Origin of the sequence: Metallosphaera yellowstonensis MK1, assembly GCF_000243315.1 — an archaeon.
GTDB classification, from domain to species: domain Archaea; phylum Thermoproteota; class Thermoprotei_A; order Sulfolobales; family Sulfolobaceae; genus Metallosphaera; species Metallosphaera yellowstonensis.
Map to the genome: position 1 here is coordinate 227,237 of NZ_JH597761.1, position 23,897 is coordinate 251,133.

General features: G+C 40.5%; 25 protein-coding genes and 9 pseudogenes. 18 read left to right on the plus strand and 16 right to left on the minus strand.

Annotated elements, in window-relative coordinates:
- Positions 1–160 precede the first annotated feature (160 nt).
- Positions 161–469, plus strand: coding sequence for a hypothetical protein (locus tag METMK1DRAFT_RS01840; RefSeq protein ID WP_009070205.1), 309 nt, complete (start codon positions 161–163; stop codon positions 467–469).
- Between the two features lie 56 nt (positions 470–525).
- On the opposite strand, the gene METMK1DRAFT_RS01845 is transcribed toward METMK1DRAFT_RS01840, so the two are convergent.
- Together METMK1DRAFT_RS01845 and METMK1DRAFT_RS01850 are read right to left on the minus strand one after the other, a co-directional pair.
- Positions 526–1,167 carry an FkbM family methyltransferase gene (locus tag METMK1DRAFT_RS01845; protein WP_245544520.1) on the minus strand — a complete coding sequence of 214 codons (642 nt, stop codon included), beginning with the start codon at positions 1,165–1,167 and terminating at the stop codon, positions 526–528.
- 317 nt (positions 1,168–1,484) lie between these two features.
- Positions 1,485–2,291: pseudogene (locus tag METMK1DRAFT_RS01850) on the minus strand (transposase); the annotation flags it as partial.
- A gap of 58 nt (positions 2,292–2,349) precedes the next feature.
- Here METMK1DRAFT_RS01850 and METMK1DRAFT_RS01855 point away from each other — a divergent pair.
- Both METMK1DRAFT_RS01855 and METMK1DRAFT_RS15420 read left to right on the plus strand, forming a co-directional pair.
- Positions 2,350–3,571, plus strand: a pseudogene (locus METMK1DRAFT_RS01855) (DUF4322 domain-containing protein); the annotation flags it as partial.
- A 78-nt stretch (positions 3,572–3,649) separates the two neighbouring features.
- A complete protein-coding gene (locus tag METMK1DRAFT_RS15420) occupies positions 3,650–4,975 on the plus strand; it encodes a restriction endonuclease (RefSeq protein ID WP_009070212.1) in 1,326 nt (441 codons plus the stop codon).
- Positions 4,976–5,252: 277 nt separating this feature from the next.
- Here the strand turns inward: METMK1DRAFT_RS15420 and METMK1DRAFT_RS19865 are convergent.
- From METMK1DRAFT_RS19865 to METMK1DRAFT_RS01890, 3 genes and pseudogenes are all read right to left on the minus strand, one after another.
- Positions 5,253–6,269 (minus strand): annotated as a pseudogene (locus METMK1DRAFT_RS19865) (IS701 family transposase).
- A gap of 248 nt (positions 6,270–6,517) precedes the next feature.
- The gene (locus METMK1DRAFT_RS01885; RefSeq protein WP_009070221.1) at positions 6,518–6,907 is read right to left on the minus strand and encodes a type II toxin-antitoxin system VapC family toxin; all 390 of its coding nucleotides are present in this window, start codon (positions 6,905–6,907) and stop codon (positions 6,518–6,520) included.
- The gene (locus METMK1DRAFT_RS01890; RefSeq protein WP_009070224.1) at positions 6,894–7,163 is read right to left on the minus strand and encodes an AbrB/MazE/SpoVT family DNA-binding domain-containing protein; all 270 of its coding nucleotides are present in this window, start codon (positions 7,161–7,163) and stop codon (positions 6,894–6,896) included. Before METMK1DRAFT_RS01890 ends, METMK1DRAFT_RS01885 begins: the two co-directional genes overlap by 14 nt.
- 243 nt (positions 7,164–7,406) lie before the next feature.
- Here METMK1DRAFT_RS01890 and METMK1DRAFT_RS01895 point away from each other — a divergent pair, with 243 nt between their 5' ends.
- The 3 genes from METMK1DRAFT_RS01895 (at position 7,407) to METMK1DRAFT_RS17135 (ending at position 9,082) form a co-directional block, all read left to right on the plus strand.
- The gene (locus tag METMK1DRAFT_RS01895) at positions 7,407–8,381 is read left to right on the plus strand and encodes a CRISPR system ring nuclease (RefSeq protein ID WP_009070226.1); all 975 of its coding nucleotides are present in this window, start codon (positions 7,407–7,409) and stop codon (positions 8,379–8,381) included.
- Positions 8,371–8,688, plus strand: a complete 318-nt coding sequence (locus METMK1DRAFT_RS01900; protein WP_009070227.1) for a clan AA aspartic protease — start codon at positions 8,371–8,373, stop codon at positions 8,686–8,688. Before METMK1DRAFT_RS01895 ends, METMK1DRAFT_RS01900 begins: the two co-directional genes overlap by 11 nt.
- 181 nt (positions 8,689–8,869) lie before the next feature.
- Positions 8,870–9,082 (plus strand): hypothetical protein, encoded by a 213-nt coding sequence (locus METMK1DRAFT_RS17135; protein WP_155812256.1) that lies wholly within the window; start codon positions 8,870–8,872, stop codon positions 9,080–9,082.
- A gap of 216 nt (positions 9,083–9,298) precedes the next feature.
- Here METMK1DRAFT_RS17135 and METMK1DRAFT_RS01905 read toward each other — a convergent pair whose 3' ends face one another.
- Positions 9,299–10,135 carry a metallophosphoesterase family protein gene (locus METMK1DRAFT_RS01905; RefSeq protein ID WP_009070233.1) on the minus strand — a complete coding sequence of 279 codons (837 nt, stop codon included), beginning with the start codon at positions 10,133–10,135 and terminating at the stop codon, positions 9,299–9,301.
- 142 nt (positions 10,136–10,277) lie between these two features.
- Between METMK1DRAFT_RS01905 and METMK1DRAFT_RS17140 the strand changes: the two genes are divergently transcribed.
- The 3 genes from METMK1DRAFT_RS17140 to METMK1DRAFT_RS01915 all read left to right on the plus strand — a co-directional run bounded on the left by METMK1DRAFT_RS17140 (position 10,278) and on the right by METMK1DRAFT_RS01915 (position 12,110).
- Positions 10,278–10,421, plus strand: a complete 144-nt coding sequence (locus METMK1DRAFT_RS17140; RefSeq protein ID WP_009070234.1) for a hypothetical protein — start codon at positions 10,278–10,280, stop codon at positions 10,419–10,421.
- Between the two features lie 335 nt (positions 10,422–10,756).
- Positions 10,757–11,182, plus strand: coding sequence for a hypothetical protein (locus METMK1DRAFT_RS15425; protein ID WP_009070237.1), 426 nt, complete (start codon positions 10,757–10,759; stop codon positions 11,180–11,182).
- A gap of 190 nt (positions 11,183–11,372) precedes the next feature.
- Entirely contained in the window at positions 11,373–12,110 is a 738-nt protein-coding gene (locus METMK1DRAFT_RS01915; RefSeq protein WP_009070238.1) for an IS1096 element passenger TnpR family protein, read from the plus strand.
- A gap of 196 nt (positions 12,111–12,306) precedes the next feature.
- Here METMK1DRAFT_RS01915 and METMK1DRAFT_RS16000 read toward each other — a convergent pair.
- The 3 genes and pseudogenes from METMK1DRAFT_RS16000 to METMK1DRAFT_RS18735 form a co-directional block, all read right to left on the minus strand.
- A pseudogene (locus tag METMK1DRAFT_RS16000) lies at positions 12,307–13,202 on the minus strand (transposase).
- 219 nt (positions 13,203–13,421) lie between these two features.
- Positions 13,422–13,736, minus strand: a complete 315-nt coding sequence (locus METMK1DRAFT_RS18730) for a hypothetical protein (RefSeq protein WP_245544522.1) — start codon at positions 13,734–13,736, stop codon at positions 13,422–13,424.
- A gap of 240 nt (positions 13,737–13,976) precedes the next feature.
- Entirely contained in the window at positions 13,977–14,306 is a 330-nt protein-coding gene (locus METMK1DRAFT_RS18735) for a hypothetical protein (protein ID WP_009070242.1), read from the minus strand.
- Positions 14,307–14,818: 512 nt separating this feature from the next.
- On the opposite strand from METMK1DRAFT_RS18735, the gene METMK1DRAFT_RS01935 reads away from it, so the two are divergent.
- Positions 14,819–15,178, plus strand: coding sequence for a hypothetical protein (locus METMK1DRAFT_RS01935; RefSeq protein ID WP_009070249.1), 360 nt, complete (start codon positions 14,819–14,821; stop codon positions 15,176–15,178).
- A complete protein-coding gene (locus METMK1DRAFT_RS01940; protein ID WP_009070251.1) occupies positions 15,175–15,729 on the plus strand; it encodes a nucleotidyltransferase family protein in 555 nt (184 codons plus the stop codon). Before METMK1DRAFT_RS01935 ends, METMK1DRAFT_RS01940 begins: the two co-directional genes overlap by 4 nt.
- 537 nt (positions 15,730–16,266) lie before the next feature.
- Here METMK1DRAFT_RS01940 and METMK1DRAFT_RS18415 read toward each other — a convergent pair.
- Together METMK1DRAFT_RS18415 and METMK1DRAFT_RS01945 are read right to left on the minus strand one after the other, a co-directional pair.
- Positions 16,267–16,482, minus strand: a pseudogene (locus METMK1DRAFT_RS18415) (transposase); the annotation flags it as partial.
- A gap of 34 nt (positions 16,483–16,516) precedes the next feature.
- The gene (locus METMK1DRAFT_RS01945) at positions 16,517–17,329 is read right to left on the minus strand and encodes an AAA family ATPase (RefSeq protein WP_009070256.1); all 813 of its coding nucleotides are present in this window, start codon (positions 17,327–17,329) and stop codon (positions 16,517–16,519) included.
- A gap of 286 nt (positions 17,330–17,615) precedes the next feature.
- Here METMK1DRAFT_RS01945 and METMK1DRAFT_RS01950 point away from each other — a divergent pair.
- Positions 17,616–17,836: pseudogene (locus tag METMK1DRAFT_RS01950) on the plus strand (antitoxin VapB family protein).
- A 54-nt stretch (positions 17,837–17,890) separates the two neighbouring features.
- On the opposite strand, the pseudogene METMK1DRAFT_RS19870 reads toward METMK1DRAFT_RS01950, so the two are convergent.
- From METMK1DRAFT_RS19870 to METMK1DRAFT_RS17150, 3 pseudogenes are all read right to left on the minus strand, one after another.
- Positions 17,891–18,048: pseudogene (locus METMK1DRAFT_RS19870) on the minus strand (IS701 family transposase); the annotation flags it as partial.
- A 21-nt stretch (positions 18,049–18,069) separates the two neighbouring features.
- A pseudogene (locus METMK1DRAFT_RS01955) lies at positions 18,070–18,306 on the minus strand (IS701 family transposase); the annotation flags it as partial.
- A gap of 90 nt (positions 18,307–18,396) precedes the next feature.
- Positions 18,397–18,561, minus strand: a pseudogene (locus METMK1DRAFT_RS17150) (IS1/IS1595 family N-terminal zinc-binding domain-containing protein); the annotation flags it as partial.
- 47 nt (positions 18,562–18,608) lie between these two features.
- On the opposite strand from METMK1DRAFT_RS17150, the gene METMK1DRAFT_RS01960 reads away from it, so the two are divergent.
- The 3 genes from METMK1DRAFT_RS01960 (at position 18,609) to METMK1DRAFT_RS01970 (ending at position 20,268) form a co-directional block, all read left to right on the plus strand.
- The gene (locus METMK1DRAFT_RS01960; protein WP_012717641.1) at positions 18,609–19,109 is read left to right on the plus strand and encodes a hemerythrin domain-containing protein; all 501 of its coding nucleotides are present in this window, start codon (positions 18,609–18,611) and stop codon (positions 19,107–19,109) included.
- Positions 19,110–19,176: 67 nt separating this feature from the next.
- Positions 19,177–19,941: a plastocyanin/azurin family copper-binding protein gene (locus METMK1DRAFT_RS01965; RefSeq protein ID WP_009070262.1), complete on the plus strand. Its 765-nt coding sequence runs from the start codon at positions 19,177–19,179 to the stop codon at positions 19,939–19,941.
- Positions 19,942–19,944: 3 nt separating this feature from the next.
- Positions 19,945–20,268, plus strand: coding sequence for a hypothetical protein (locus METMK1DRAFT_RS01970; protein ID WP_009070263.1), 324 nt, complete (start codon positions 19,945–19,947; stop codon positions 20,266–20,268).
- Here METMK1DRAFT_RS01970 and METMK1DRAFT_RS01975 read toward each other — a convergent pair.
- Positions 20,249–20,476: a hypothetical protein gene (locus tag METMK1DRAFT_RS01975; protein ID WP_009070268.1), complete on the minus strand. Its 228-nt coding sequence runs from the start codon at positions 20,474–20,476 to the stop codon at positions 20,249–20,251. The genes METMK1DRAFT_RS01970 and METMK1DRAFT_RS01975 overlap by 20 nt on opposite strands.
- Positions 20,477–20,724: 248 nt before the next feature.
- On the opposite strand from METMK1DRAFT_RS01975, the gene METMK1DRAFT_RS01980 reads away from it, so the two are divergent.
- Together METMK1DRAFT_RS01980 and METMK1DRAFT_RS01985 are read left to right on the plus strand one after the other, a co-directional pair.
- Positions 20,725–21,324, plus strand: coding sequence for a DUF2249 domain-containing protein (locus METMK1DRAFT_RS01980; RefSeq protein ID WP_009070270.1), 600 nt, complete (start codon positions 20,725–20,727; stop codon positions 21,322–21,324).
- Between the two features lie 51 nt (positions 21,325–21,375).
- Positions 21,376–22,566, plus strand: a complete 1,191-nt coding sequence (locus METMK1DRAFT_RS01985) for a metal-dependent hydrolase family protein (RefSeq protein ID WP_009070272.1) — start codon at positions 21,376–21,378, stop codon at positions 22,564–22,566.
- Here the strand turns inward: METMK1DRAFT_RS01985 and METMK1DRAFT_RS18740 are convergent, their stop codons facing one another.
- Positions 22,567–22,854, minus strand: coding sequence for an FtsX-like permease family protein (locus tag METMK1DRAFT_RS18740; protein WP_342632953.1), 288 nt, complete (start codon positions 22,852–22,854; stop codon positions 22,567–22,569).
- A 564-nt stretch (positions 22,855–23,418) separates the two neighbouring features.
- Between METMK1DRAFT_RS18740 and METMK1DRAFT_RS01995 the strand changes: the two genes are divergently transcribed.
- Positions 23,419–23,859 carry a hemerythrin domain-containing protein gene (locus tag METMK1DRAFT_RS01995; RefSeq protein ID WP_009070277.1) on the plus strand — a complete coding sequence of 147 codons (441 nt, stop codon included), beginning with the start codon at positions 23,419–23,421 and terminating at the stop codon, positions 23,857–23,859.
- Positions 23,860–23,897: the final 38 nt, after the last annotated feature.

Here is a 23,897-nt window from a genome sequence, read left to right on the forward strand (position 1 = left end):
AGTAAATAGAAGAATCTTTAAAGAGTTAGGCGAGTTTGATAAGGATTTTTTTACGGCTATGGCGATACTGATTTTTCGTTTAGGGCTTTAAAGAGGGGTTATAAGGTAGTTTTTCCCTGCTACGGTAATTCATCATGAGCATGGTTCGTTTTCTAAGGATTTGAGAAGTAGGGAAATAAGGCTAACGTATTTTCTTGAGAGTAGAAGGCTTTATTTCCTCTTAAAGAACTTCAGTAGGGGGTATTTGTTTAGGAAAATGCCTAAAGTCCTTTTCTACTTCTTCGGTTCAATGCTCATGGACTTAGTTAAGAGGAGGAAGACTTATTTGTTTAAAGCCAGGGTTAAGGCATTACTTTGGGTTATATCCAAATTACCAGAAATTTACAGAAAGAGGAAGAATGAAATTTTCATTAATGAGGAAGAATTAATCAGAAGGAGTTTAATAGTAAAACACCAATTAAAAATATAAAAACACTAATTTCGTGTAGACAAGATTATTCCTTATCTAAACACTCTAGGTTTTATTTATTTAATTTTATCACACCATAACAACCCTTGTTCTTCCTTAGAGACCCAAGGTGCTAATGAAGTTAATTCACAGTGGAAGTCTTTAGATAATTTATCTATTAATTTTGTATATTCAATACCGGTAAACTTTGCATGGTGTTCCATAAGTAATTTCTCAAACATCCTAACGTGCTCATAATCATTTAATATTACATCAAACTCACAACCTTCACAGTCCATTTTGAGAAGATATGGCTCAGTAATTTGTTTCATAACCTCAGTTAAGGTTACTATAGGAACCTCACAATCTCCATTAGACTTTAAAGTAGAAAAACCGTTTGACATAAGCGTTGACATATTACAAGGTACTTTAAGCTTTCCACGCTTAGAGCCTATAGCAGCATTTATTAAAAATATTTTGCCCTCTAAGTGGTTAAGCTTGACATTCTCTATAGCTCGAGCGTACACGTTAGGTAAAGGCTCAACGCCTACAACTTTCCTAGCTCCTTTTAATGCAAAATAGATTGATGAGTCACCAACATTAGCACCTATGTCAATAACCTCTTTATTTAAAACATTTATATTTCCATATACATTTTCCTCAAAGACTTCCAAAACGGAATAACTTATATATTTAAATTTTACAGAACCATTTTCCATATACATTTTCCTCAAAGACTTCCAAAACGGAATAACTTATATATTTAAATTTTACAGAACCATCGTTTTTCTCTATTATGCCGTCCTCATATTTCCATCCTCTTTTTATAAAAGAGTATAAAAGTCCAAATCCTTCGTGTAAAATCTCGGGCGATTCAGGGCTCCATTGCGATTTCTATTTGTTTCTATAGAATGAAAGTGACTTAATTGATCCTACATCAGTAACACTAAAAAGGGGACGAGCGCTAGGTGGGCGATTCAGGGCTCCTTTGCAAATTGTAATATCTCTGTTGATTTGGACTTATTCAATGGAGGAATTATTGAATATATTTGACCATTTTACGAAGAAATAAGGGATCCTGTAATATTATTACAATGATGAGATAACAGGTCGAGAGGTTGTAGTTGAGGGCTATGGCCCGGGCGATCTGGAGTATCCTCCAGGGGGAGTGGCACTTCCCGAACCTCCTCCTCTCCAGGAGGGAGTTGAAGGACTCGGCCAGGTTGTTTGACCTGAGGAGGGACCAGAGCTCCCTGGGGGCGAGGAGGTAGGAGAGGAGGGGAGAGCCACGGGTGGGGACGGACTCGGCGAGGGAGAGGAGGAGGTCCAGCAAGACCCTCACCCTCCTGCTTCGTTTGAGGTGGACCAGGCAGGTCTGCCTCGCGACCTTGATCCCGGAGCGGGAGATGGCCGTGTCTAGGGCCTTCACCCCGTCGGCTACGACCAGGGTGAGGTTGTACCTCCTCCACAGCCTCACCGGGAGGTCCCAGTAGCTCACGACGTCCTCCTCCCCGGTCAGGACCACGTCAAGCACGGCCCTCACACCGTGGTCAGTGAGTCCCAGCCCTAATAAGAGGACCCCCCTCCTCCCTCCCCTCAACTTCACGTACTTCCCGTCCACGACCACGTACTTGAAGTCCCCCCTCACCTCCAGCTCCTGGGTCCAGAGCTTGGCGTTCAACTTCCCTCCCAACACGGAGTAGAGCAGGAGGAGGGCCCTGAGCACCAGCCTCTCCTCCCTGAGCAACTCCTCCTCCACCCTCGTCCTCACCCTCTCTCCTCCCCTGTACATCACGGGCAACCTCACCGTGACCCACTCCAGCCCGTACACTACCCTCCTCCCCCGCGGTAGACCCAAAATCGTATTATGAAAAATAATTCTGGCAGTATAATATCGACTCATGGCAGATAACAGGATTTATAAGGGTATTAAGAATTCAGTTGAAGAAAGGTTTAAGGTGAGGGAGATGTGGTATTACCACGTGAGTAAGCGAGATGATAATACACTATCTCCCTCACCAAAACAACGTTCAACAAATAGGATATAAATTACTTTCCATGCTGAACTTCAAGGGAAAGAGAGGGGAAGAGGTGGCGAGAACCCTCATCTCAGCGTGTTTATGGAACGATTCGGTGGAAAGTAAGTCGAGGGCGTACGGCGTGTCCCCACAGACCGTGAGGAATTACGTGGAGGAGCAAGGGGTGGAAGTGGTGGAAAAGCTGTTGGAACAAGTGAGGAAGATATCCTTGGAGACGCTGAAGGGAGTCAAGGAGATAGACGTCTCAATAGACTGGACGACCAAGACCTGGTACGGGAGACCGGTGGGAGGGGCTCGGGAGTTCGGAGGAGGGAAACTCTTGGAACTACGCAACTGCGACGACAAAGTTTGACGGGAAAGTGCTCCTACTAGCTTTCATCACACTAGTCAAGGGCAGCAGTTATGGGACTTTCCCTTAAATATCGCCCTGTAATCGAGGCAAAATCTAATAGCTGCTGTCAAGGGGATGACCAAGGATGAGGTCGTGAAGGCCCTCGTGGAGCAAGTCGTCGCCATGGGGTTCAAGGTAAGGTTGATGACTCTCGACGCTGGTTTCTACACTGTAGACGTGCTCAACTTCGTTTCGCAGTTCAAGTACGTAATTGCCGTCCCTGTTGGTGATGTTAAGGTCTACCAGGAGTTCGACGGCGAGTACGAGACGAACAGTAAGAGGCACAGGAAGGACGAGCAGGTCAAGTTCAGGCTCCTCGTGTACAGCAAGGAGAAGGTCAGGAGAAAGAAGAGGACTCTAGTTTACTTCGCTAGGGCGACTAATCTAAACCTACCGAAGGGGGAGGTGTTGGACTTGTACAACAAGGTGAGGGGTCCCATAGAGACCTCTTACCGGAACATCAAGGCCTTTCTCCCATTCACCAGTTCCACCAAGTTCGTCTTCCGCACGTTGATCTTCGTGCTGGCAATCGTACTCTACTCCCTGTACACCGTGTTCAAGGGGGAGGTGAGGAGGGAGCAGTTCAGGTTACTCCTAATACTCTTGTTTTCTGATGATTTATTCTATCTAAGAGATTTTCTACTTAAATCAGTAGAACCGCTTATTAATAATATAGATTTATTTTCAAGGAGGTGATTTTGGGTCTACCGGTGAGGGTGGGGTAGATCACTATAGGGAAAAATTTAAAATTTGCCAAAACATTTGTTACTTATGAGTCAGCAGAAATATGGTTATCTTATAGATTACGTTAACTATGTGGAATATATAACTATTATGCAGCACATGAACTTTAGTACTTTTTGTAAATATGAAGATATTTATTATTGTGATGCAGATAGTGGAATACGTTTCTGGCAAAACGTAGAAAAAAGGATCTTTGTACAACTTCTAACTAGTGATGAAATAGCTTACCTCAGTGGTGATAATCCTCAAAAGATCAATTATTTCTTTAATAGTGCCCCAGAACAGATTATAAGGCAAAAGTGTCAACAATTTGCTAATACTATGGATGATATTAAAAATAACTTAATGAAGTATGAACTAGATAACTACAAGGAGTTGAAAAAGGCTTACATAGAGTTTATTAGATCCATGATCGATAAAAAATTAAGTGCTGCTACTTCTACGAGCCAAATAATGAACATTAAGCAGGCGTTAAGTCAGCTCTTAACCTTTGTTAAAATGAAGCAGGACGCTTTTAATGTTGTGAGATTTACAACTGATGTTGGAACTATATTTGTTTTAGATAAAGATCTAAAGCCAGGAGTACCAAAGCCTGACAGTTGGAGATATACAATAAGAGGTGTATCTATCATATTCGAGTGCAATATTAATGGAAAGGAAGAGTTTATGTATGCTTTTCCTGCTCCCATGTTTACTGATGACTTCGTAAACTTACTACAGGGATTCCTAAACAAAACCAGTTCCACTGGAGTCAATCAGACTATTCCTTCAGTCCCACAGCCCCTACTTCCAGTTGTTTGCTCCTCAGAAGACATTAAGAAAACCTTTCCAAATGTTAGAGATCCCTTAGAGGCGGCTACTGCTTATGCTTTTAAGCTTCTAGGCTTCAACGTCAGTACTAACGTATATGAAGAAAATAGGGCAGGACAAGACGTGGAGATAGACGTAAAGGCCATTAAAGGAGGTCTTGAGATCTACGCTTCTTGCAAGAACTTAGATAGTCCTGTAGATAGACCAACAGTTGAACAGGAAGTAGGCAGAGTTAACAGCCTAAAGAAGCTTCCGCATTTGAAAGTTCTGGTAGTCTCATCTCTAAACGATCAAGCTAGGGAAACAGCTAAGAGCGAGGGATTCCTTCTAGTTGAGCTTAATAGGAAAGTGACAATTAAAGACTTAGATAATGCTTGTATAGAGATTAGTAAGCAATTAAGAGGATATTTTGAGACTTTAGCGCCACCCGAGCTTGTTTCTGCCTATACAGCCTTACAAGAAGCGTTGAATTCCTTAAAGGAGGTAGAGGAGGGACTTAAGAAAGCAATAACAGCTCTGCAGAAGGCTAGCAACAAGGAGTGAAAGCAGAACCTAGAATGTTTTCGATAATCCCACAACTGGAAAAGCAAGATCGAAATTAACCCCGCAATACTTAAAAATGTTTAATGCCATTTCGATTAAGATGAGGCTCATTCCAATTCTTTTTCTCGATTTCTCCATATCTCCAATAGTATCAATAGCCTTTGTATATCAATTCAATCTACAGGGAACGACACTTCCCCCCAACTATTCCGAGTATATCAAAGTGAACATTGTTAAAGGGCAAGCGTACATATTTAACATCAGCAGTTATGGGACTTTAACGTAACTTGAAGTTTTTCATCAGCCCCGGCGATCCGCCTAAATGACGCTCGGGAACATGAGGAACGCCTCCACGCTCCTCAGGTTCAGCTCCCCCACCAGCTCCCTGACGACGTTGGTCATGATGGTGAAGATCGTGAGGTAGCCCTGGAGCCTCTCCCTCCTCCAGGATGAGGAGTCCTCCAGCCCAGGGCCTTGACGTCCCTTGGAGTTCCTCGATCTCCCACCTCATCCTCCAGGCCTCCTCGATCTCCTCGCTGAGCGAGAGGTCGGTCGTGTAGAGGTACCTGGCCTGTGTCCCAGAGTCACGTTTACGTTCCCGGACTAGCAACTTCACCGTAATCGCTCGGCCTCCCAGGGTCAGGTCGGCGTAGTAGACTCCAGGTTATCCCACTGGGAGGTGCCCCTCCTCGAGGGTCCCCTGCGCCGACTCTGAGCTCGGTTGGACTTGAGCTCAGACACCACGTTGTCCGTCACGAGCTTCTCGGACAGTACGGGAGTCGAAGACGACCCTGGCCACCGGAAGGGCCCCTTGAGCACGTCCAACATCTGGCCACGTTGATCTTGGTCTTGAACTCGGTGACCATCCTAAATCAACATCTTCCTCACGGCGTGGGGAAACCGTGAACGTCCTGCTTGAGGTCCACTATCACAACCGTGAGGAGCTTGGCCCTCTCGAACCTCCCGCGGGTGTGAGAGTAGATCCAGTGGTTCTCAGGGGCTCACGTCCTCCCGGAGCGTCGTGGTCCACGGTGTCGTCCACGATGACGATCTGACCCTTCACCAGTCTGACAGGGCCTCCAGTCTTCACGCGTAGTCGAGTTCTCCCAACCCCTCCAGTAGGTTTGCGTAGTCCAACCCGAACGTCTCGGCCGTGTTCCTCACGCTGACCCTCCCACCTACCAGGACCATCAGGACAAGTGCCAGTTAACCTTCCTGCTCCTCCCGTTCCTCCCGACCACTCCCAGAGCCTGTTTACCGCCTTGACCAGCCTCTCCCTAGTGAGTTCGATCATTCCCTATCCGTTAAGCTTCTTTTCAGGGGGACGTCGTCGAAAAACTTCTCACAATACCAAGTTCCTAGTATTACCTCCCTAAGATTCCCATAACTGCTGTAATTTAGATTCTTCGCTTATTGAGGAAGTTAAGAAAATAGAAGATAAGCTAAAATTGCACTCTTCAAAGCTATTAGAATAGCTATTAGAGAAAATGTGATCATGTATAATAATTGGGCGTTAATTTAATAGGCTCAGATAAGTTTATCTCAAGTTAACCAAAGTCTCTCTATTTCTTTAATTCGATCAAAATCCTTATCTTCACTTATAATTTTACTGATTGAGTTGTTTAACATTATGGAGACGTGAAACGCGTCAGAGGGCTTTAGGTTATATTGTAGCATTATCTCTTTTGCTTTATCATAATCTTCTTTTCTTATAGGAAGGATTAGAGAATTGGGTAAAACAACTTCATCTAGAAAACTTATTGTATCATTAAAGTTGACGTTATATTTCTTCTTTGAAATATAAATTACTTCATCTATAACTAATGAGTCTAAAGCTAATTGATCTTCTTGTAATACTTTAATATAAAAATTTTCTACTTTTTTAACATCTAAATTCAAGTATATGATAAAGTTTGCATCAAGAAAAATCATCGAACTCCTCCTCAAGGCTTGAGTAAAGTAAGTCTCCTAATTTAGCGCTCTTTGCATAAGAGGATATTTTAGCATGATGTTCTTCTAGTCTTTTTAAGATCTCATGGATGTCAACCTTCCTTTCAGGTTCAAGGATAATTTTACCGTCATAGACGTTAAGAATGAGCTTGTCACCTTCTTTTATGCCTAGAAGATCTCTAATGCCCTTAGGAATAATTACGTAACCTTTCTTTCCAACTTCCACCTTTATAGTCAAGCTAGTTTCACTGTAGTTAAACTAGCTAAACCAATATTTAAATATCGCAGCACCACGAATATTTAACTACTCCCAGCCTGTTGATCTCCCTGACCGGTCTCTCCCCAGCGAACCCCATGAATCCTTCCGCACCTTTTCAGCGGGACGACGTCGAGGAACTTCTTGCCAACACCGACTCTTCATATTACCTCCCTAGGATTCCCATAACCACTGTTTATTTAACTCCTCGAATAAATATAGCACATGGCCAAAGTACACGTCAGTGCTGTAGGAACTTCCCTATTAAAGAACTCTCTGAGCGACGGGAGGGTAAAGGAAGAGGTTGATAGATTGGGCCTAGGGGACTGGGATAGGCTTAAGTTTGATGACGATAGGCAAAATAAAATAGGGAGCAATTTTAACCGTCTTGAACCTCTCTTACTCAACTACTTGAAAGGTAAAGGAAAGGTAGCTTGTGCTGAACTGGATTCCTTGTTCTCAGCTCTTAAAAAATTAGAGCATGATAAGAAAAAAGAGGAAGTCCACGTATTTCTTTACGCAACGAACACTTGGAATTCTAGGCTTGCTGGGGAGGTGATTAAGAGCTACTTAGATGAGGAAGGAATAAGGTCTGAGCTAGCTATCGTAAAGACAATTTCATCTGAGGAGACCTTCTATGAGGGCATTGAGGATCTCTTTGATAAAGTTATTTACAAGATACTAAAATTTAAGGAGGAAGGAAACGAAGTTTACATTAACGCTACTCCAGGCTTTAAACCCGAAACAGCCTTCCTCACGTTAGCTGGCCTTTTGGCGGGGGCAGACTTAATTTACTATAAATACCAAGAGTTCAACGACGTGGTCATACTCCCTTCGCCTCCAATCATTTTTAGCCCTAGATATCTGGAATGGTTAATCAGGTTCGCCAATTGCGGTTACACTCTCTCTGAGAAGAGGGCTGAAGAGTTGGGAATACCGGTAAAAGTCCTTGAGACTAAAAACCTAGTTGAGAGAAAGGGTGAGGACGCGTACAGACTAAAGGGCTGGGTTAGGAAAATGTTAGGGCTTTACTTACCTTTAGCCGCTCCGAGCTCTCAGTATAAGGTTATTGTAGAGGGCGAGGAAGAGAAGGTATTTAACGACGAGAGGGAGGCCTACGAGTACATGGAGGCAAAGAGGAGGGAAGGTAAGAGGGTAAGAGTTGAAGTTCCGGATAAGGTGTATTTCCTTGGAACTTGAGCTGGAAATTGAGGGTATAAAGGTTCTGGCTAAAGTTGATACTGGTTTTGACGGAGATGTGATAGTTATCAAGAGGGTTTTTGACTCCATCCCTTGCGATCCTTCTCAAGGACCCAGAGTGTGTACTGCCACCTTGGAATGTTATTCTACTTTTGTTAAACTTGCTAGCGTTAGATACTTAGGAAGAGAGATTATAGCTACAGTCCTTAACTCGCCAGTAATTGAGAAGAACATAGTAGGGGAAGGATTTTTGAGGAAAATGAAGGCGATAATTGACTACAAGGATAACGATATAAGAGATCCTTAGAACTGGGGGGATTCAAGACTCCATCGCGACTTCTATTTGTTCCTTAAAACGAAAGTGACTTAATTGATCCTTCATCAGTACACGAAAAGGGGACGAACGCTAGGTCATACCGTGAGGTGCCCAATCACGTGGTGACCGCGCTCCTCCTTGAGGTAGTTGGGGAGGACGCGCCGTTAAACGAATGAGATGGAGAGGAGGGCCCTGGAGGAGAGGAGCAATAGTTGTGGGACTTTCCCTTAAATATCGCCCTGTAATAAAGGTAAAAACTGATAACTGCTGTAATAATGTTACAAGAACCCTTATTTCTTTGCGAAATGATCAAATATATTCAGTAATTCCTCCATTGAATAAGTCCAAATCAACAGAGATATTACAATTCGCAAAGGAGCCCTGAATAGCCCCATCATACTATAATCTCTTTCATCACCTCAAATATTCTAACTAAAACCCAGTTTACAGCAGTTATGGGATTTCTCGTTAGGTTCGGCCTTGAAGTCAAGGCAAAATCTAATAACTGCTGCCAGTTTATAAATTTTTTAACTATCTTGCTGTAAAGAACAGTTAATAACATAGCAATTGTAATATAAATAAAAAATGGAAGTAATTAAGTTTAGAGATTTAATAAAGCGTTTTGTATGTAATCCTTAAGCTTGAACTGGAATGTATAGGCGTTTATGAAAGTAATTCCGTTTATTGTCATTTTAGGGGCCACTGAATTTTCATGGAGATGCCCGTAAATGTAGTAGACTATCTTTTTGTTAGAATTAAAGATTATATTAGATAAGTCTTGCCCATCATAAGCGTTAAAGAATGAATGTTCTTTCATGAAATCCTTAAGTGGTGCGTGATGTGTGACTATTATGGTTCGCCTCCCCCTCATGTTCCCTTCTATCTTCTCTTTATTTATCTTAGCGAAACTTCTTGATTCGAGCTTTGTATATATACAGTCGTTATGCCAACTAGGGCATGAACACCCACGCGTGGTATTAAGATAAATGCAATTACTCTTTATGTACTCCTTACTAAACCCGTAGGGATTACAGTTTTCATAATCGAAATCGGTATAACCGGGGGCAAAAGAATAATCGTACCAACCTACATTGCCAACAACATCGTAATCCCCTAACTCTACCCTATTTATAGTATCTAATAGTTCTACGTTATATTTTTCACTTAGCTTGTTTATTCTTTCTATCTTACTAATGCTGTCTATGTCTCTCTCGTGTATCCATAAGTCATGGTTTCCTAAAACTGTAATTACTCTCATTTTCTGATTAGCTTTCTTTAACTTTATGAAAAGTTTTTCAATATCTCCCAGCTTTCCATCTACACTCAGATCTCCAGAAATTATAAGTGCGTCAGGTTTTACTTGTTTTATTCCCTCTAACATTGTAGCTAAGTAAGGTGATGGCATGTGGATATCTGTCGCTACAAGTATTCTAGTCATTATTCATAAATAGTATTATCTAGCTTTTAAATAATTGATGGTTCTTCGGTTAGTGTCGTCATTGACCTACAAATTCTGGAATTAATTTTCTCTCCCACAGCAGTTATGGGAATCTTAGGGAGGTAATACGAAGAAGTCGGTATTGTGGGAAGTTTTCGACGTCTTCCTGCTGAAAAGGTGCGGAAAGGGACAGATCGAGTTCGCTAGGGAGAGGCTGGTCAGGAAGGTTAACAGGCTGGGAGTGGTCGGGAGGAACGGGAGGAGCAGGAAGGTTAACTGGCGCTAGTCCTCATGGTCCTGGTAGGTGGGAGGGCCAGAGTGAGGAACGCGGCCGAGACGTTCGGGTTGGACTACGCAAACCTGCTGGAGGCGTTGGGAGAACTCGACTACGCGTGAAGACTGGAGGCCCTGTCAGACTGGTGAAGGGTCAGGTCGTCATCATAGACGACACCGTGGACCATAACGCTCCAGGGGGAAGGACGTGAGCCCCTGAGAACTACTGGACCTACTGCCACACCCACGGGATGTTCGAGAGGGCCAGGCTCCTCACGGTCGCCGTAGTGGACCTCAAGCAGGACGTTCACGGTTTCCCCCACGCCGTGAGGAAGATGTTGATTTAGGATGGTCACCGAGTTCAAGACCAAGATCAACGTGGCCAGATGTTGGACGTGCTCAAGGGGCGCTTCCGCGTGTCCAGGGTCGTCTTCGACTCCCGTACTGTCCAAGAAGCTCGTGACGGACAACGTGGTGTCTGAGCTCAAGTCCTATCGAGCTCAGGGTCTGCCCAGGGACCCTCGAGGAGGGGCACCTCCCAGTGGGATAACCTGGAGTCTACTACGCCGACCTGACCCTGGGAGGCCGACCCATTACGGTGAAGCTGTGTGGGAGATCGAGGACCTCCAAGGGACGTCAAGGCCCTGGGACTCCTCATCCTGGAGGAGGGAGAGGCTTCAGGGCTACCTCACGATCTTCACCATCAACAACGTCGTCAGGGAGATGGTGGGGGAGCTGGACCTGAGGAGCGTGGAGGCGTTCCTCAAGTTCTAGAACGTCATTTAGGTGGACCACCCAGGCTGATGAAAATCTTTAAGTTACGTTAAAGTCCCATAACTGCTATACATTAAATCGTTTCCTTGACCTTTAGAGTCTAAGGAAGCATAGTTATTTCATAGAAGCTTAAACTAACTCCAAAGCTAGTTCATGATAAAATATTAAGGGGTTATTCAAGTAATTAATCATGGCATCACAAGGGAAATGCATGTTATGTGAAAAAGAAATTACTACTTCTACAGCTTTAACACATTACAAATCATGTGATAAGGCTAAAGAAATATTGAATGGAAAAATAGATGGATATATAATAAATGTGAAGGATAAAAACATTCCTGATTATTGGCTTTACATAGCAGTACCATCATCTTTTACATTAGAAGATTTAGATGATTTCCTTAGAGATATTTGGGTTGAGTGTTGCGATCATTTGAGCGAATTCGTGATTAAAGGTGCCCATTACGGTTCTTCGAATGCTATAGAGGCCAGTAGAGAACTACCTTTTGGACCCCGCTTATTATCGGCAAAAAAGAAACTTTCCAATATTTTATCTAAGGGACTCAAATTCGATTATATATATGATTTTGGTAGTAGTACAGAACTTATATTGACAGTAAAAGATAATGTTAAGTTAAAGGACGATCATATATATGTTTTAGGAAGAAATGATAGACCAGATCGCAAATGTGTTAAGTGCGGTAAACCTGCTGAGTACATTTGTTATGAATGTTTAGTCGATGCAGGTGAATTGGAATCTTCGACTTATTGTAAAGAATGTTTAATGACGCATGAACACGCTGACGAAGATGCTGGATTCATTCCTAACTCTCCAAGAGTTGGAGTTTGCGGTTACACTGGTGATGAGGATATGGAGAAGCTAAAGCTATGGCCTATTGAGTCCAATGAATCACTTCGTCTATCTTAAATATTATTACTTTCCGCAGTTTTTTATCTTATCCTTATTTCTTTTATGCTGTAAAAGAATAAGAGCTTTAAGGAATCAGTGATGTGTCGGGCGATTCAGGGCTCCTTTGCAAATTGTAATATCTCTGTTGATTTGGACTTATTCAATTAAGGAGTTACTGAATATACTTGATTATTTCACGAAGAAATAAGAGTTCCTATAATATTATCAGGATGAGATAACAGGTCGAGAGGTTGTAGTTAAGGGCTATGGCCCGGGCGATCCTCCAGGGGGAGTGGCACTCACAGAACTCTCCGGGAGGGAGTTGAAGGGTTGGTCGGGTTGTTTGAGGAGGGGCCTCCCTGGGGGCAAAGAGGTAGGAGAGGAGGGGAGAGCCCCGGGTGGGGCAGGGAGAGGAGGAGGTCCAGCGTGTCCCTCATCCTCCTGCTTCGTTTGAGGTGGACCAGGCAGGTCTGCCTCGCGACCTGGATCCAGGAGCGGGAGATGGCCTTCACGGCCTTCACACCGTCAGCTACAACGAGGGTGAGGTTGTACCTCCTCCACAGCCTCACCGGAGGTTTCAGTAGCTCACGACGTCCTCTTCCCCGGTCAGGACCACGTCAGGCACGGCTTCACACCGTCCTCCGTGAGTCCCAACGCGATCGGGAGCACCCCTTCCTTCCTCCCCTCAACTTTACGTACTTCCCGTCCACGATCACGTACTTGAAGTCCCCCTCACCTTAGCTCCTGGGTCCAGAGCTTGGCGTTCCCAACACGGGCAGGAGGGGGGACCTGAGCACCAGCCCCTCCTCCCTGAGCAACTCCTCCACTCCAGTCCTCACCCTCTCCCCTGTACAGCACGGGCAACCTCACCGTGACCCGCTCCAGCCCGTACACGACCCCCCGGAGGGAGACCTTGAACCCCTTCAAGAACCTGTACCTGGCGTAACCCCTCCTCCTCACCTCCTTCCCCCTGGCGTACCTGGGGGAGGTCCTCTCCGCCTCCTCCAGGGCCCTCCTCTCGATCTCAGCCACCGTTTCATTTAATAGCGCGTCCTTCCCAAGTAACTCGGGGACGAGCGAGGTCACCACGTGATTGAATGAGTGTCTCATGGTATGACCTAGCGCTCGTCACCTTTTTAGTGTTACTGATGTAGGATCAATTAAGTCACTTTCATTCTATAGAAACAAATAGAAATCGCAATGGAGCCCTGAATCGCCCTGCAAGAACAAGATCCGAATATATTGGATCATAGCTCCCAAGTAAGTTAAATAGCTTATTTCTCTTTTCTATAATTATATTAGTATCAACGAGTACTTTCAATTTCACCACTACTTAGAAAGCCAATACAGTTGTTGTGAGAGGTGCTCCTTGTATTTATCCATCGTGAACTCTCCACATACTGGAATAATTTCTTCCCCTAAGCCGTTAATCAGAGTCAATGAAAGAACAACGTACTCTACTCTCTTTACCAATCCACAGTCGCTTAAATAAAGGATCTTTGTCTCTCGGTCTACAGGAGTTAGGTTATGCTTTGTTTCTATTTTATATTCCCAACCAAGGTCTTTCATCACTTCTTCCAGGTCTAATGACTTAACGTCAGGTAAAACTATCTCCTCTAAGTCGGAGTCCCTCACGTATTTCAACCAGTCCTCGAATGTAGTAAAATATATTGGATTCCCTTCATTATCACAATCTATACGCAACACACTGAAAGGTGGAGCATATACACTACTAATAGGATATGAAGATTGTAAATATGTAGTAGCCATTAATAATATATGATGTAGTATTTCAGTTGTAGATCTTAAAGACTCTATCTCGCGCAACTTTTCTCTAGTCAAGCTTAAGCTAATTTTTCATCACCTCTTACTATCTTCTCTATCTCATTTATTAGACTTTTTAATTACATCTACGCTTACTTGCCTATTCCTATAAATTATTTCGACTAAGGATTTCCTCGAGTCGAGAACATAAGGCAAAACATATATTGACGATAAGTATTCTGACTCTCTTAAGTCGCCTTCGTTACTATAGTCCAATAACACGTAGCCTGCCTTTTTATATTTAGATAATCCGCGTAATTCTACGTCCAAGACGTAAATTAACATAACCTCAATTAAATAGTCTATATTTAACAATTTTCCTAGCTCAGATAACTTCAAAATAGCGTCCTCAACTTTCTCATCAGTAGTTTTACCTAATGCTGCCTGCAAAATAATTTTCTTCTCTATAAAGGAAACCTCATATTATATCAGTAATTGCAAGTCATCATAAGTTACGGTAGTAAGAAGGGAAGAAGGAACAGGGACATTAGGATACAACGACTCACTTACAGAAATTAAAGGCAATTTTAGGTCTACTTTATCATTAGACAGTACCTTCAAAATCGCATCCTTACTAGAATTAGTAATAAGCGAGACGGAAGCGTAACGAAACTCAGTCATAACTAAAGTTTAGAGTCAATTCTAATAAAGGCTAATTAATAATTGGATCCTAGTGTCGTCATTTTAAATGAATTTGCCTTTACAAAAGATTGAAAGCCTCGAGAATGGGCGGGGATGATGCTATGTGGGCTACTTCAGAATTATACAAAAATTTATAAATAATCAGCAGTTATTAGACTTTGCCTAGACTTCAGGCTACACCTAACGAGAAATCCCATAACTGCTGTCATGTTGTTTAATTCTTGGAAAATTTATTATTGTGGGATTTAGTAGAGTATCATATGAGGCTTGAGGAGCTGTATAATGTACAATCGTTAGATGAGTGGGAGCTTCTTATGGATGAGGCTATTAAGAATAAGGACAAGGTTGCTATTTTAGTACTCACTGATTATTTGAGGTGGATTCCTAAAGATTTTTCTCCTAAATTTCCGAATGTAAGGGAATACGTGCAGCACGTTAAGTACCTAATTGATAATTGTAATGATTTGGTGGAGGATTGGCTGAACATTCATTCCTGTGAGGAATTAAGAGAATCGTGTAATTTTAATATTGAAGGAAAGAGAAGCTCCTTTATTCCAATAGATGATAAGGAATTAGTACGTTACATAGCTAAAGGGTGTGGAATCTTTTGGCTAGTATGAAGTTCTCTCCATCTATATGGATACCAGTTTTACAAAAGTTCTATAAGTCCTTAGAGATACCAGTAGTCATTTATGGGTCTCAAATAATATATGTAAACTTAGGAATAGCATTTGAGAGTAAGGATATAGACTTACTCATATATGACGTTTATCCGCACACTGTTTTCGTTAATGCGTATAGGAAGGCATTTAGTGAGGAAAACGTAAGAATAGAAGTTTTTGTTAAAAATAGAGAAACAATTTATCACTTATTTACCAAATACGGAGTTTCAATAGAGATTTTTGCTCCACCTAAAGAGGAGTCGCCGTTAACTCTATTTGCTGACGAGATTTTATTTAAGGAAAGAGACGGTGTATCATACTGGACATTAAGTTTGGAAGCGTACGCTGTGATTCAAGCCAATAGAAAGGAAGGTATAAGAGATATTGATGTAAGTAGATTTAGGCTTATAAAAGACCAGATTAATTGGGATAAGGTAATTACTCTAGGAAGAAAAATGAATATAGAAAGAGTTAAAGAATTTATTAAATTAGTTAATTCACCCACTTAAAAACGAATTTTTCTTCTAGAAGGAATACAATAATTTTCTGACTTATTTTTATATAATATTAATATAATTGTATTATTAGTGTTGGTATCTTTTAATTGAGCTAACTTGTTATAAGTTCAGTTTTTCTCTAGTACAGCTAAACATTTAATTTGATTGCATAGTTAAAGATCATTTCCTTTTATTGATTCCAAGGGCGATTCAGGGCTCCTTTGCAAATTGTAATATCTCTGTTGATTTGGACTTATTCAATTAAGGAGTTACTGAATATACTTGATTATTTCACGAAGAAATAAGGGATCCTGTAATATTATTATTTCAGTTATTTGATTTTGCCTTAATTGCAGGACGATATTTAAGGGACAGCAATTGTGGGATTTTTCCTTAGGTAGCGCCCTGTAATCAAGGTAAAATCTGATAACTGCTGTGAGGGAAAATCCGACAACTGCTGTTAATTATTAGTGCCCTTATGTAGATAAATTGAGTAAAATCTAGAACTACATTATGTTTAATTAATACGAAAATTAACAGAATATTAAGCTAATATTCTTCTAATACCGTGTACCTCACTATTGGGTCTGCAACCTTATACTCGTTTCCTTCTTTTTCTATGAAACCCATTTCAAGTAAATTCTTTAAATCTCTAGAGATGGTGGACGTTGTTACTTTCCTCCCTGTCTGAGCGATGACGTAATTTACAATATTCTTCCACCTAGCCTCACCTAAAGTAGCTATTGCCTTCATTATTAATGCGTAATATGGGCTCCTAGAGAAAGCCTCATCTAATTCCTTAAATTTTAGAGCCCAATGACTTTACCTCGTCAATTGCTTCCTCCCCTTTCTCCAAATATAACTTACCGAAATACACTAACCAACCTACTATACCGTCAAGTTCAGAGACGGCTTTATCTAACACCGGATCTTCAACCCTAACTCCTAACTCCTTAAAACCTGCCCTCAAGAATTCCTTTGATTTTACTTCGTCGAAAGGCTTTAATTCAACGCATACGTAATACCTACCATAAAAGTCCGAACTCGGGTCGTCTATTCCTATGAAATCGTGTAGTAAACCTACTTCGCTTCCCATGAATATTAGAGTTACGTTTTTTAAGTAATCGTATACGTGAGCTAGAAGGGGTTTAACACCTATAGTGGAATATCTGAGGTATTGTGCTTCATCGAGTACTACAACTACTTTTCCTAACTCGTTTATGGCCTCAAAAATTTTACTTATGTTATTTCTTATCTCCTCTAAAGGTAATTTTACGTTTAATGGATATTCTAATGATAGGTTAAATTTTGACAGTAAGTCCCTAATTCTTTCCTTTCTACTTAGTTTTAAAAGCCCAGAGTAGAGTTCCTCGTAAAGTTTTTCAGCGGGAACTTTCTTGGATATGTCGTCGTAGATTTTCCTTACGTCTATGAAAACGCAATTCGCGTTTAAAGAGTTGAGAGTTGACAGTACTAAACTGGATTTTCCAGTTCTCTTTAAGCCTAGAACTACTATCATTCTCTCGTTTAAACTCCTTTTTAACCTATCTATTTCAGTTTCACGATCGAATAAGTCTTTAATGGAATCCTTAGGCTCTGTTGAAAATAGCAAGTATCACCCCTGATACTTAGTATCACCCCCGCTAATAAAAACGTTTATGATTAGACTACTTTTACAGCAGTTATCAGATTTTACCTTGATTACAGGGCAGTACCTAAGGGAAAATCCCGTAACTGCTGTCCTTTACTTTTACCAAATAGTTCCCAGGCAGAGTCAAGGTATTTCTATCTCATCTGTAATGACGTTCTTGACTATTTTGAGAGAAGAGCTCCTATTGCTTGAGGTGCGCAGAGTTTATTCTGTAAGCAAATTCTCCAAAGGTTTATCTATCTATTGTATGTATGTATTATGTATGAAAACGATAATGATAAGGGACGACGTCTACAGAAGATTGGTGGAAATAAAAGGAGATAAAAGCTTAGTGAAATAATTGAGGAACTTATAGAAGAATCTTTAACTGTGAGGAGAAGAAAATTAGAGAAATATTTCGGAATTCTTAGCGATAGGGAAGCTGAAGTGGTGATGGACGAAATCAAGGAAGCGAGGAAAATACTTTAACACAGCAGTTATAAGACTTTAACGTAACTTAAAGATTTTCATCAGCCCAGGTGATCAGCCCAAATGACGTTCGAGGACCTGGGGAACGTCTGCACGTTCCTCAGGTTCAGCTCCCCCACCAGCTCCCTGACTACGTTGGTCGCGTGAAGATGGTGAGATAACCCTAAAGCTTCTCCCTCCTCCAGGATGAGTCCCAGGGCCTTGACGTCCCTTGGAGCTCCCCCATCTCAGGCCAGGTAGTCACTCCATGCGTCCTCTAAGTTCTCTAGTGCTTTTAACAAGTTCGCGTAGTTTAACCCGAATGTGATGGATGCGTTTCTAATGCTGGCCCTCCCTCCTATCAAGGCCATGAGTGCTAAACCTACTGCGACCTTTCTGCTCAATCCGTTCATCCTCAGTATTCCGACTAAGGAATTGAAGGACTTAATGAACTCACTCCTCGCAATGTTCAGCTCCCTCTCGAATTTCACAGTTTTCAATCAACTAAACGCAAATCTAAAAACTTTATCGATAGTACCGTGAACTTTGTATTACCGAGGAAAAGTAGAACAACTGCTATTCCTAGAATGGTGATGGTAAGTAGCGTCACCCAAGAAGTACTTACCGCAATCCCTACACAAATACCTCTGCCTACCCAAAGGCCTACCACACTTAACAACATGATGAGAACCACAAGAGGGGCAAGAAACGTCTTGCCTAACTACAGCCTTCCTACCATATGTAATACTCGTTATACAAATATAAATAGCTTAATGACGACACTATCGAGATATTGAACGTTATAGATATGAACACAGATAATATGCAAGATATTAAAATAATTATAGATTTCATGAAGAATTTCGTTGATAATTGCCACCACGTTAAGGAAGAGAAACTACTGTTTGACTTTTTAGAACATAAAGGGATGGTAGGAGGTCCAATTTATGTTATGGCATATGAGCATAACAAGTTAAGGGATATAATAAATAGGATAGAGGTTAAATACAATGAGCCCAAAGGCTTGCGAGAGGATTTGAATAACCTTATCGTGATGTTATCTAGCCATATCGATAAGGAAAATAACGTTCTATTTCCAACTGCTGAAAATTTGCTATCTGATGATGAAGACAAAATAATTTATTATAAATTTGAGAGGATAGAAGAAGGTTTTGGTAAAGAAAGACACAGGAAATATATAGAGCTAATTAACACGCTTTATAATAGATATACCAATAAAAATCAAATAAAAGATAAAAGAATAAATTACCCAACTAATTTTTCTACTTTTTAGATTAACTTTTTAATTTCTAGGTCATATTAATCACAAAATTTTTTAACCTATGTACTAAGTAATACGTATGGAAAGCAAAAAGTTACTATTAATAGGCATAATAGTTGCAGTTGTGGTTGCGAGTGTAGTAGGATATGCTTACTATTATAATTACTATCTACCTGTCCAAAATTCTTTAACATACTATAACCAACAATTACAGTACATGGGATATTATTCACAAGGAAATTACGGAATGATGGGTAGAGGAATGATGGGAGGTGAAGGAATGTACCACATGATGGGATATTATGGAGGTTATGCTACCTTATATGAGAATACTATTCCAATAAGCGAGGCAATATCCATGATGAGAAATATACCATCTTACGTTAAAGTGTTTCCCAATAACAACACTTTACTTTTCACCTCTTCAAATATAGTATTAGTAGTTTTGGGAATGGGTCATGAGAGGGCAATAAACTTAACTGGACAACAACCGCCAGCCTATGCACAGCACGATGTCTTCGTAATTTATGGTTTGATTAACCCAACACTTATTATCCCGAGGGGAGCTACAGTTCAAGTTGTATTCATTAATCCAGATGATGATATGTTACATAATATTGCAATTACACCAGTCCCACCACCTTACCCCTATTACCCTATGATGTACATTAGAATGAATACAATAGGAATGACGCCAATGTTACCTTATGCGAACTATAATTCTGGACAAGCTTATGAGTTCAGCTTTACAACCACCTTGAGTCAGCCAAGTGTATATTATTACGTTTGCGAATATCCCGGTCATGCAGAAATGGGAATGTATGGAGAGATAGTGGTGGCGTAAAAGATGGAGAACTATCAAATTTTAGGATTGGTTGGCTCACTACTTTTAATTATTGGAATAGCCTTTCCTTTCGCATTTTTCTACCCTAGATATGGAATGATGGGATATGGAGGAATGATGTTTTACGGCTTCATGGAATTTCTAGTTATATCTGCGTTTGTTTTGGGTATAATCGGTTCGTTAATTTCAGATAAGACAATAGCAGGTGTGTTATTAGTTTTAGCTGCAGTACTTTCAATACCTGCCATGGGATTTATCGGAATAATATCATTTATCCTATTACTGATTGCTGGAATTCTAGCTTTCACTAGTGGTAAGAAGACTTAATCAGATATAATATCCAATTCTCTTTTTTATTTTTACTTACTATAATGTCAATACCCTTCTTAAGTTTCAGTCTTGCAAGTATCCTAGCTGGATCAACTTTGGAAATTACCACTATTATTTCACCCTCTACTATCTCATTAATCCTTCTTTCAATTATCTTATGAGAGAAATACTCTAAAACTCTAGTATCAATTATATACCTTGTCATCTCATGGATTGTATGACCTCTTTAGATATAAAAGGAGGACCTAAAATATAAGGTGGTTAAATAGAGTGAATCGGAAAGTCTAAGAAAATTGTGCCGAGATTTTTGTATATTTAACGTGTCTCTCATATGGTCGCTAAAGAGCTCTAGGCGTCCTCAACTCTCTACTTCTAACTGGCATTTTCAAAAAACGTAGTAACCCTAATGTTTTAGCGTACCATTTTTTATAATATAAGGTAAAACACTATCCCATGGAACTAGATCTAAGAAGTGTGGAACCAGAATATAGGCACAGACTAGTGTTAGAAAGCTTCGATAAGCTAAAAGAAGAAGAGGAGTTGACAGTAATAGCTGATCACTATCCATCTCACTTAATACAACTATTATCCGGTCATGTTGAGAAGTATAAGGTTGAGCAAACGGAAAATGGTGATTTCGTATTAAGGTTGACAAAAAAGAAGGGAGAAAGTAATAAGGCGATAATTTCACACATTTCCGAGTTTAGAAAAACTGGAGAAGTTTTCACTCCAATTCCAGTACTTAGAAAAGAAGAGTATGGGGTTATTTTGGTCTTTTTCAAGCCAAGCCAATACATTCCAATACATGCACCAAATTCAGATTTAATATTTTATGTACTGCAAGGACAGGGAAAAGTTACCATTGGCAATAAGGAATATGAAGTACGTGATGGATCAATCGTAATAGTACCTAAAGGAGTTAAGAGAGGAGTTAAGGCTGACACTTATATGGAGGCTTTACACATAGTTGTACCAAGCCCTTCACCAGAAGATCACGAGAAAGTAATGGGAGCAGCCAAAAAGGGTATTGCAGAGGTTAATCTAAAACACTAGACAAACAACCTTCTCTCTTTTATATACTTTAATTTCCTATTTTTTAATAAGATGATAACTCTCGTTGGAAAGATATTCGACGGAGAAAGAATTATTGAACAAGGCACAGTAATTGTAGAAAATAATAAGATTGAAAGAATCGTAGAAGGAATCGAGATTCCTCAAGGAAGTAAGATTATTCATGGCAATTTCATAATGCCAGGGTTAGTCGATTCCCATTTGCATTTCTTCGGAGTTGAAGAGGATAACGTTCTCTCTTGGAATATGGTTAACGAAATTGACGCTGCAATAAGGAGTACTAGGGACATGGAAAGACTATTACGTTCAGGATTTACCCTAGTTAGGGATTTGGGAAGTAAGGTCGCAGTTAGGTTAGATTACCTTCAGAGAAGAGGGGAAATATTAGGACCAACTGTGATCGCCTCTGGATACTCTTTAGCGATTACTGGCGGTAACGATGATCCTAAAGATTTACCAATAGACATTGCACAAAGACTTTCATACTCATTCTACTGTGATTCCCCTTATGAGTGCAGAAAGGTTGTAAGAATGGCAGTAAGGCAAGGTGCTAGGGTAATAAAAGTTTACGCCTCTGGAGCATTTTCTCAAGGTGGAAAAATCTTACCGGGGTTAGCATTGGATGAGCTTAAGGCCATAGTTGACGAATCACATAGGTTTAGTTTGAAAGTGGCGTCTCACGCTTACGGAAAAGATGCAATCATGAACTCAATTTTAGCTGGTGTGGATACAATAGAACATGGCTTAGGATTGGATGATGAAACTGCGAGCATGATTAAGGAAAGGGGAATTTGTTACATTCCGACGTTAGCTACTTATGAAATTCCATTTGAGGTAAGAGATCCTGAAGCTAAGGTTTACAGAGAAGAGTTAGTTAAGAGACATTTCAGCGAGGATATGAGTATCGCCGTTTCCCATAAATTGAAAATAGCCACTGGCACGGATTACGTGGGATCTAAGAGGAGACCTCATGGACGGAACTACAGAGAAGCTGTGTTGCTATCTAAATATATGAGCAATTTAGAGGTATTAAGGGCATCAACTTCAATAGCTTCCGAATGCCTTGACGTTAAGGCCGGTTATATAAGAGAAGGGCATAGGGCTGACTTAATAGTATTAAAGGATGATCCCACTAAGGATATTGAGAACTTAAAGCCCACTAACGTTTCATACGTTATTAAGGATGGCAGATTATATACTGGTTATGGATTGTATCAAGAATAACTAATCTTTTCTAACCGCTTCTATAACGGTTAATTTGGAGGCCTTCCATGCAGGATATATACCAGCTATAATACTCGTCACTAAGGCTATCACAATTGAGATTCCAACGTCAGACATTGAGAAAAGTGGACGTATGACTATAAGTAAATTTGAACCATTGCTTGAACCTGCATTAAATGGTATACCATTTATGTCTAATAAATATGTACCCACAAAAGTTAATGTTAGTCCTACTATTCCTCCGATTACTCCTATAATAAGTGCCTCTAATAAGAAGGCTAATAAGATTTGTCTAGTTGTTAGCCCTTAGGGTTTTCATTATTCCAATTTCCCTAGTTCTCTGATAAACTCTAGCTAAGGTTATCCCCATTATTCCAACGGCACCAACGAATAGTGATATAGATCCTATTAATATTACTAGAAACGAGAAGCTCGTTATTATAACTTGAACAGATGATACTGCTTGCTGTATTGTAGTTACCGTTAAGGAGTTTCCGTAAATGTAGCTTAATAGAGTGGTGATCGTGTTAATTTCACTTATACTACCAGCTTGCAATACTACTAGAAAATAGCCCGGAGGATTTATCAGCGCCCTGGCCTCACTTAATGAATGAAAATGGCATCTGAGGTATCACCTATGACAATGGATTGGGTTGATTGTAATACACCATATACTGTTAAGGGAGCCGTATTTCCATTAAGAGGAAATTCTATGTTTTAATTGGAGATAACATAGAGATTGGCTTCTATTATAACCTTTATTTACCCGATGGAAAGAGAAATGGTATAGTAGAGATGATACCTTACTACAAGCAGTATAAATAATAAGGCGTAAACGTTGATGATAATAATATGATATCACTTATTTTAACATTAGATCATAGGAGACTTGAGGGTTTGGTAGAGGATTTTTTAGCAAATCCTAGTCTTTCTCTTTATACCATGATGTGGAAAGCGTATACTAATCATATTTATTGGGAAGAGGAAATTCTATTTAAAAAGATTACAGATACTTCTTTTCTTGCCATCATAAGAAGCTTGGAGATAGAGCATGGAAGCATGTGGATCTTATTAAAACAAACAGAGGAGTTATTGAAATCTAATGAGATTGAAGGAGCGAAAGATAAAATAAGGGAGTTTATGAGAGTACTTTTAGAACACGATGGTGCTGAAGAGGGAAGTGTGTATCAGTTTCTTGAATCATTATCCGATGAGGAACAAGCTAAGTTAGTCTTGGAAGATATAGAGTTAGCGGAACCACCTAGTGATTGGAAATGTCACGCAATCACCTAATGGCTTAGGTGTTTCGTATAAATCCTTAGTCTAAAAGC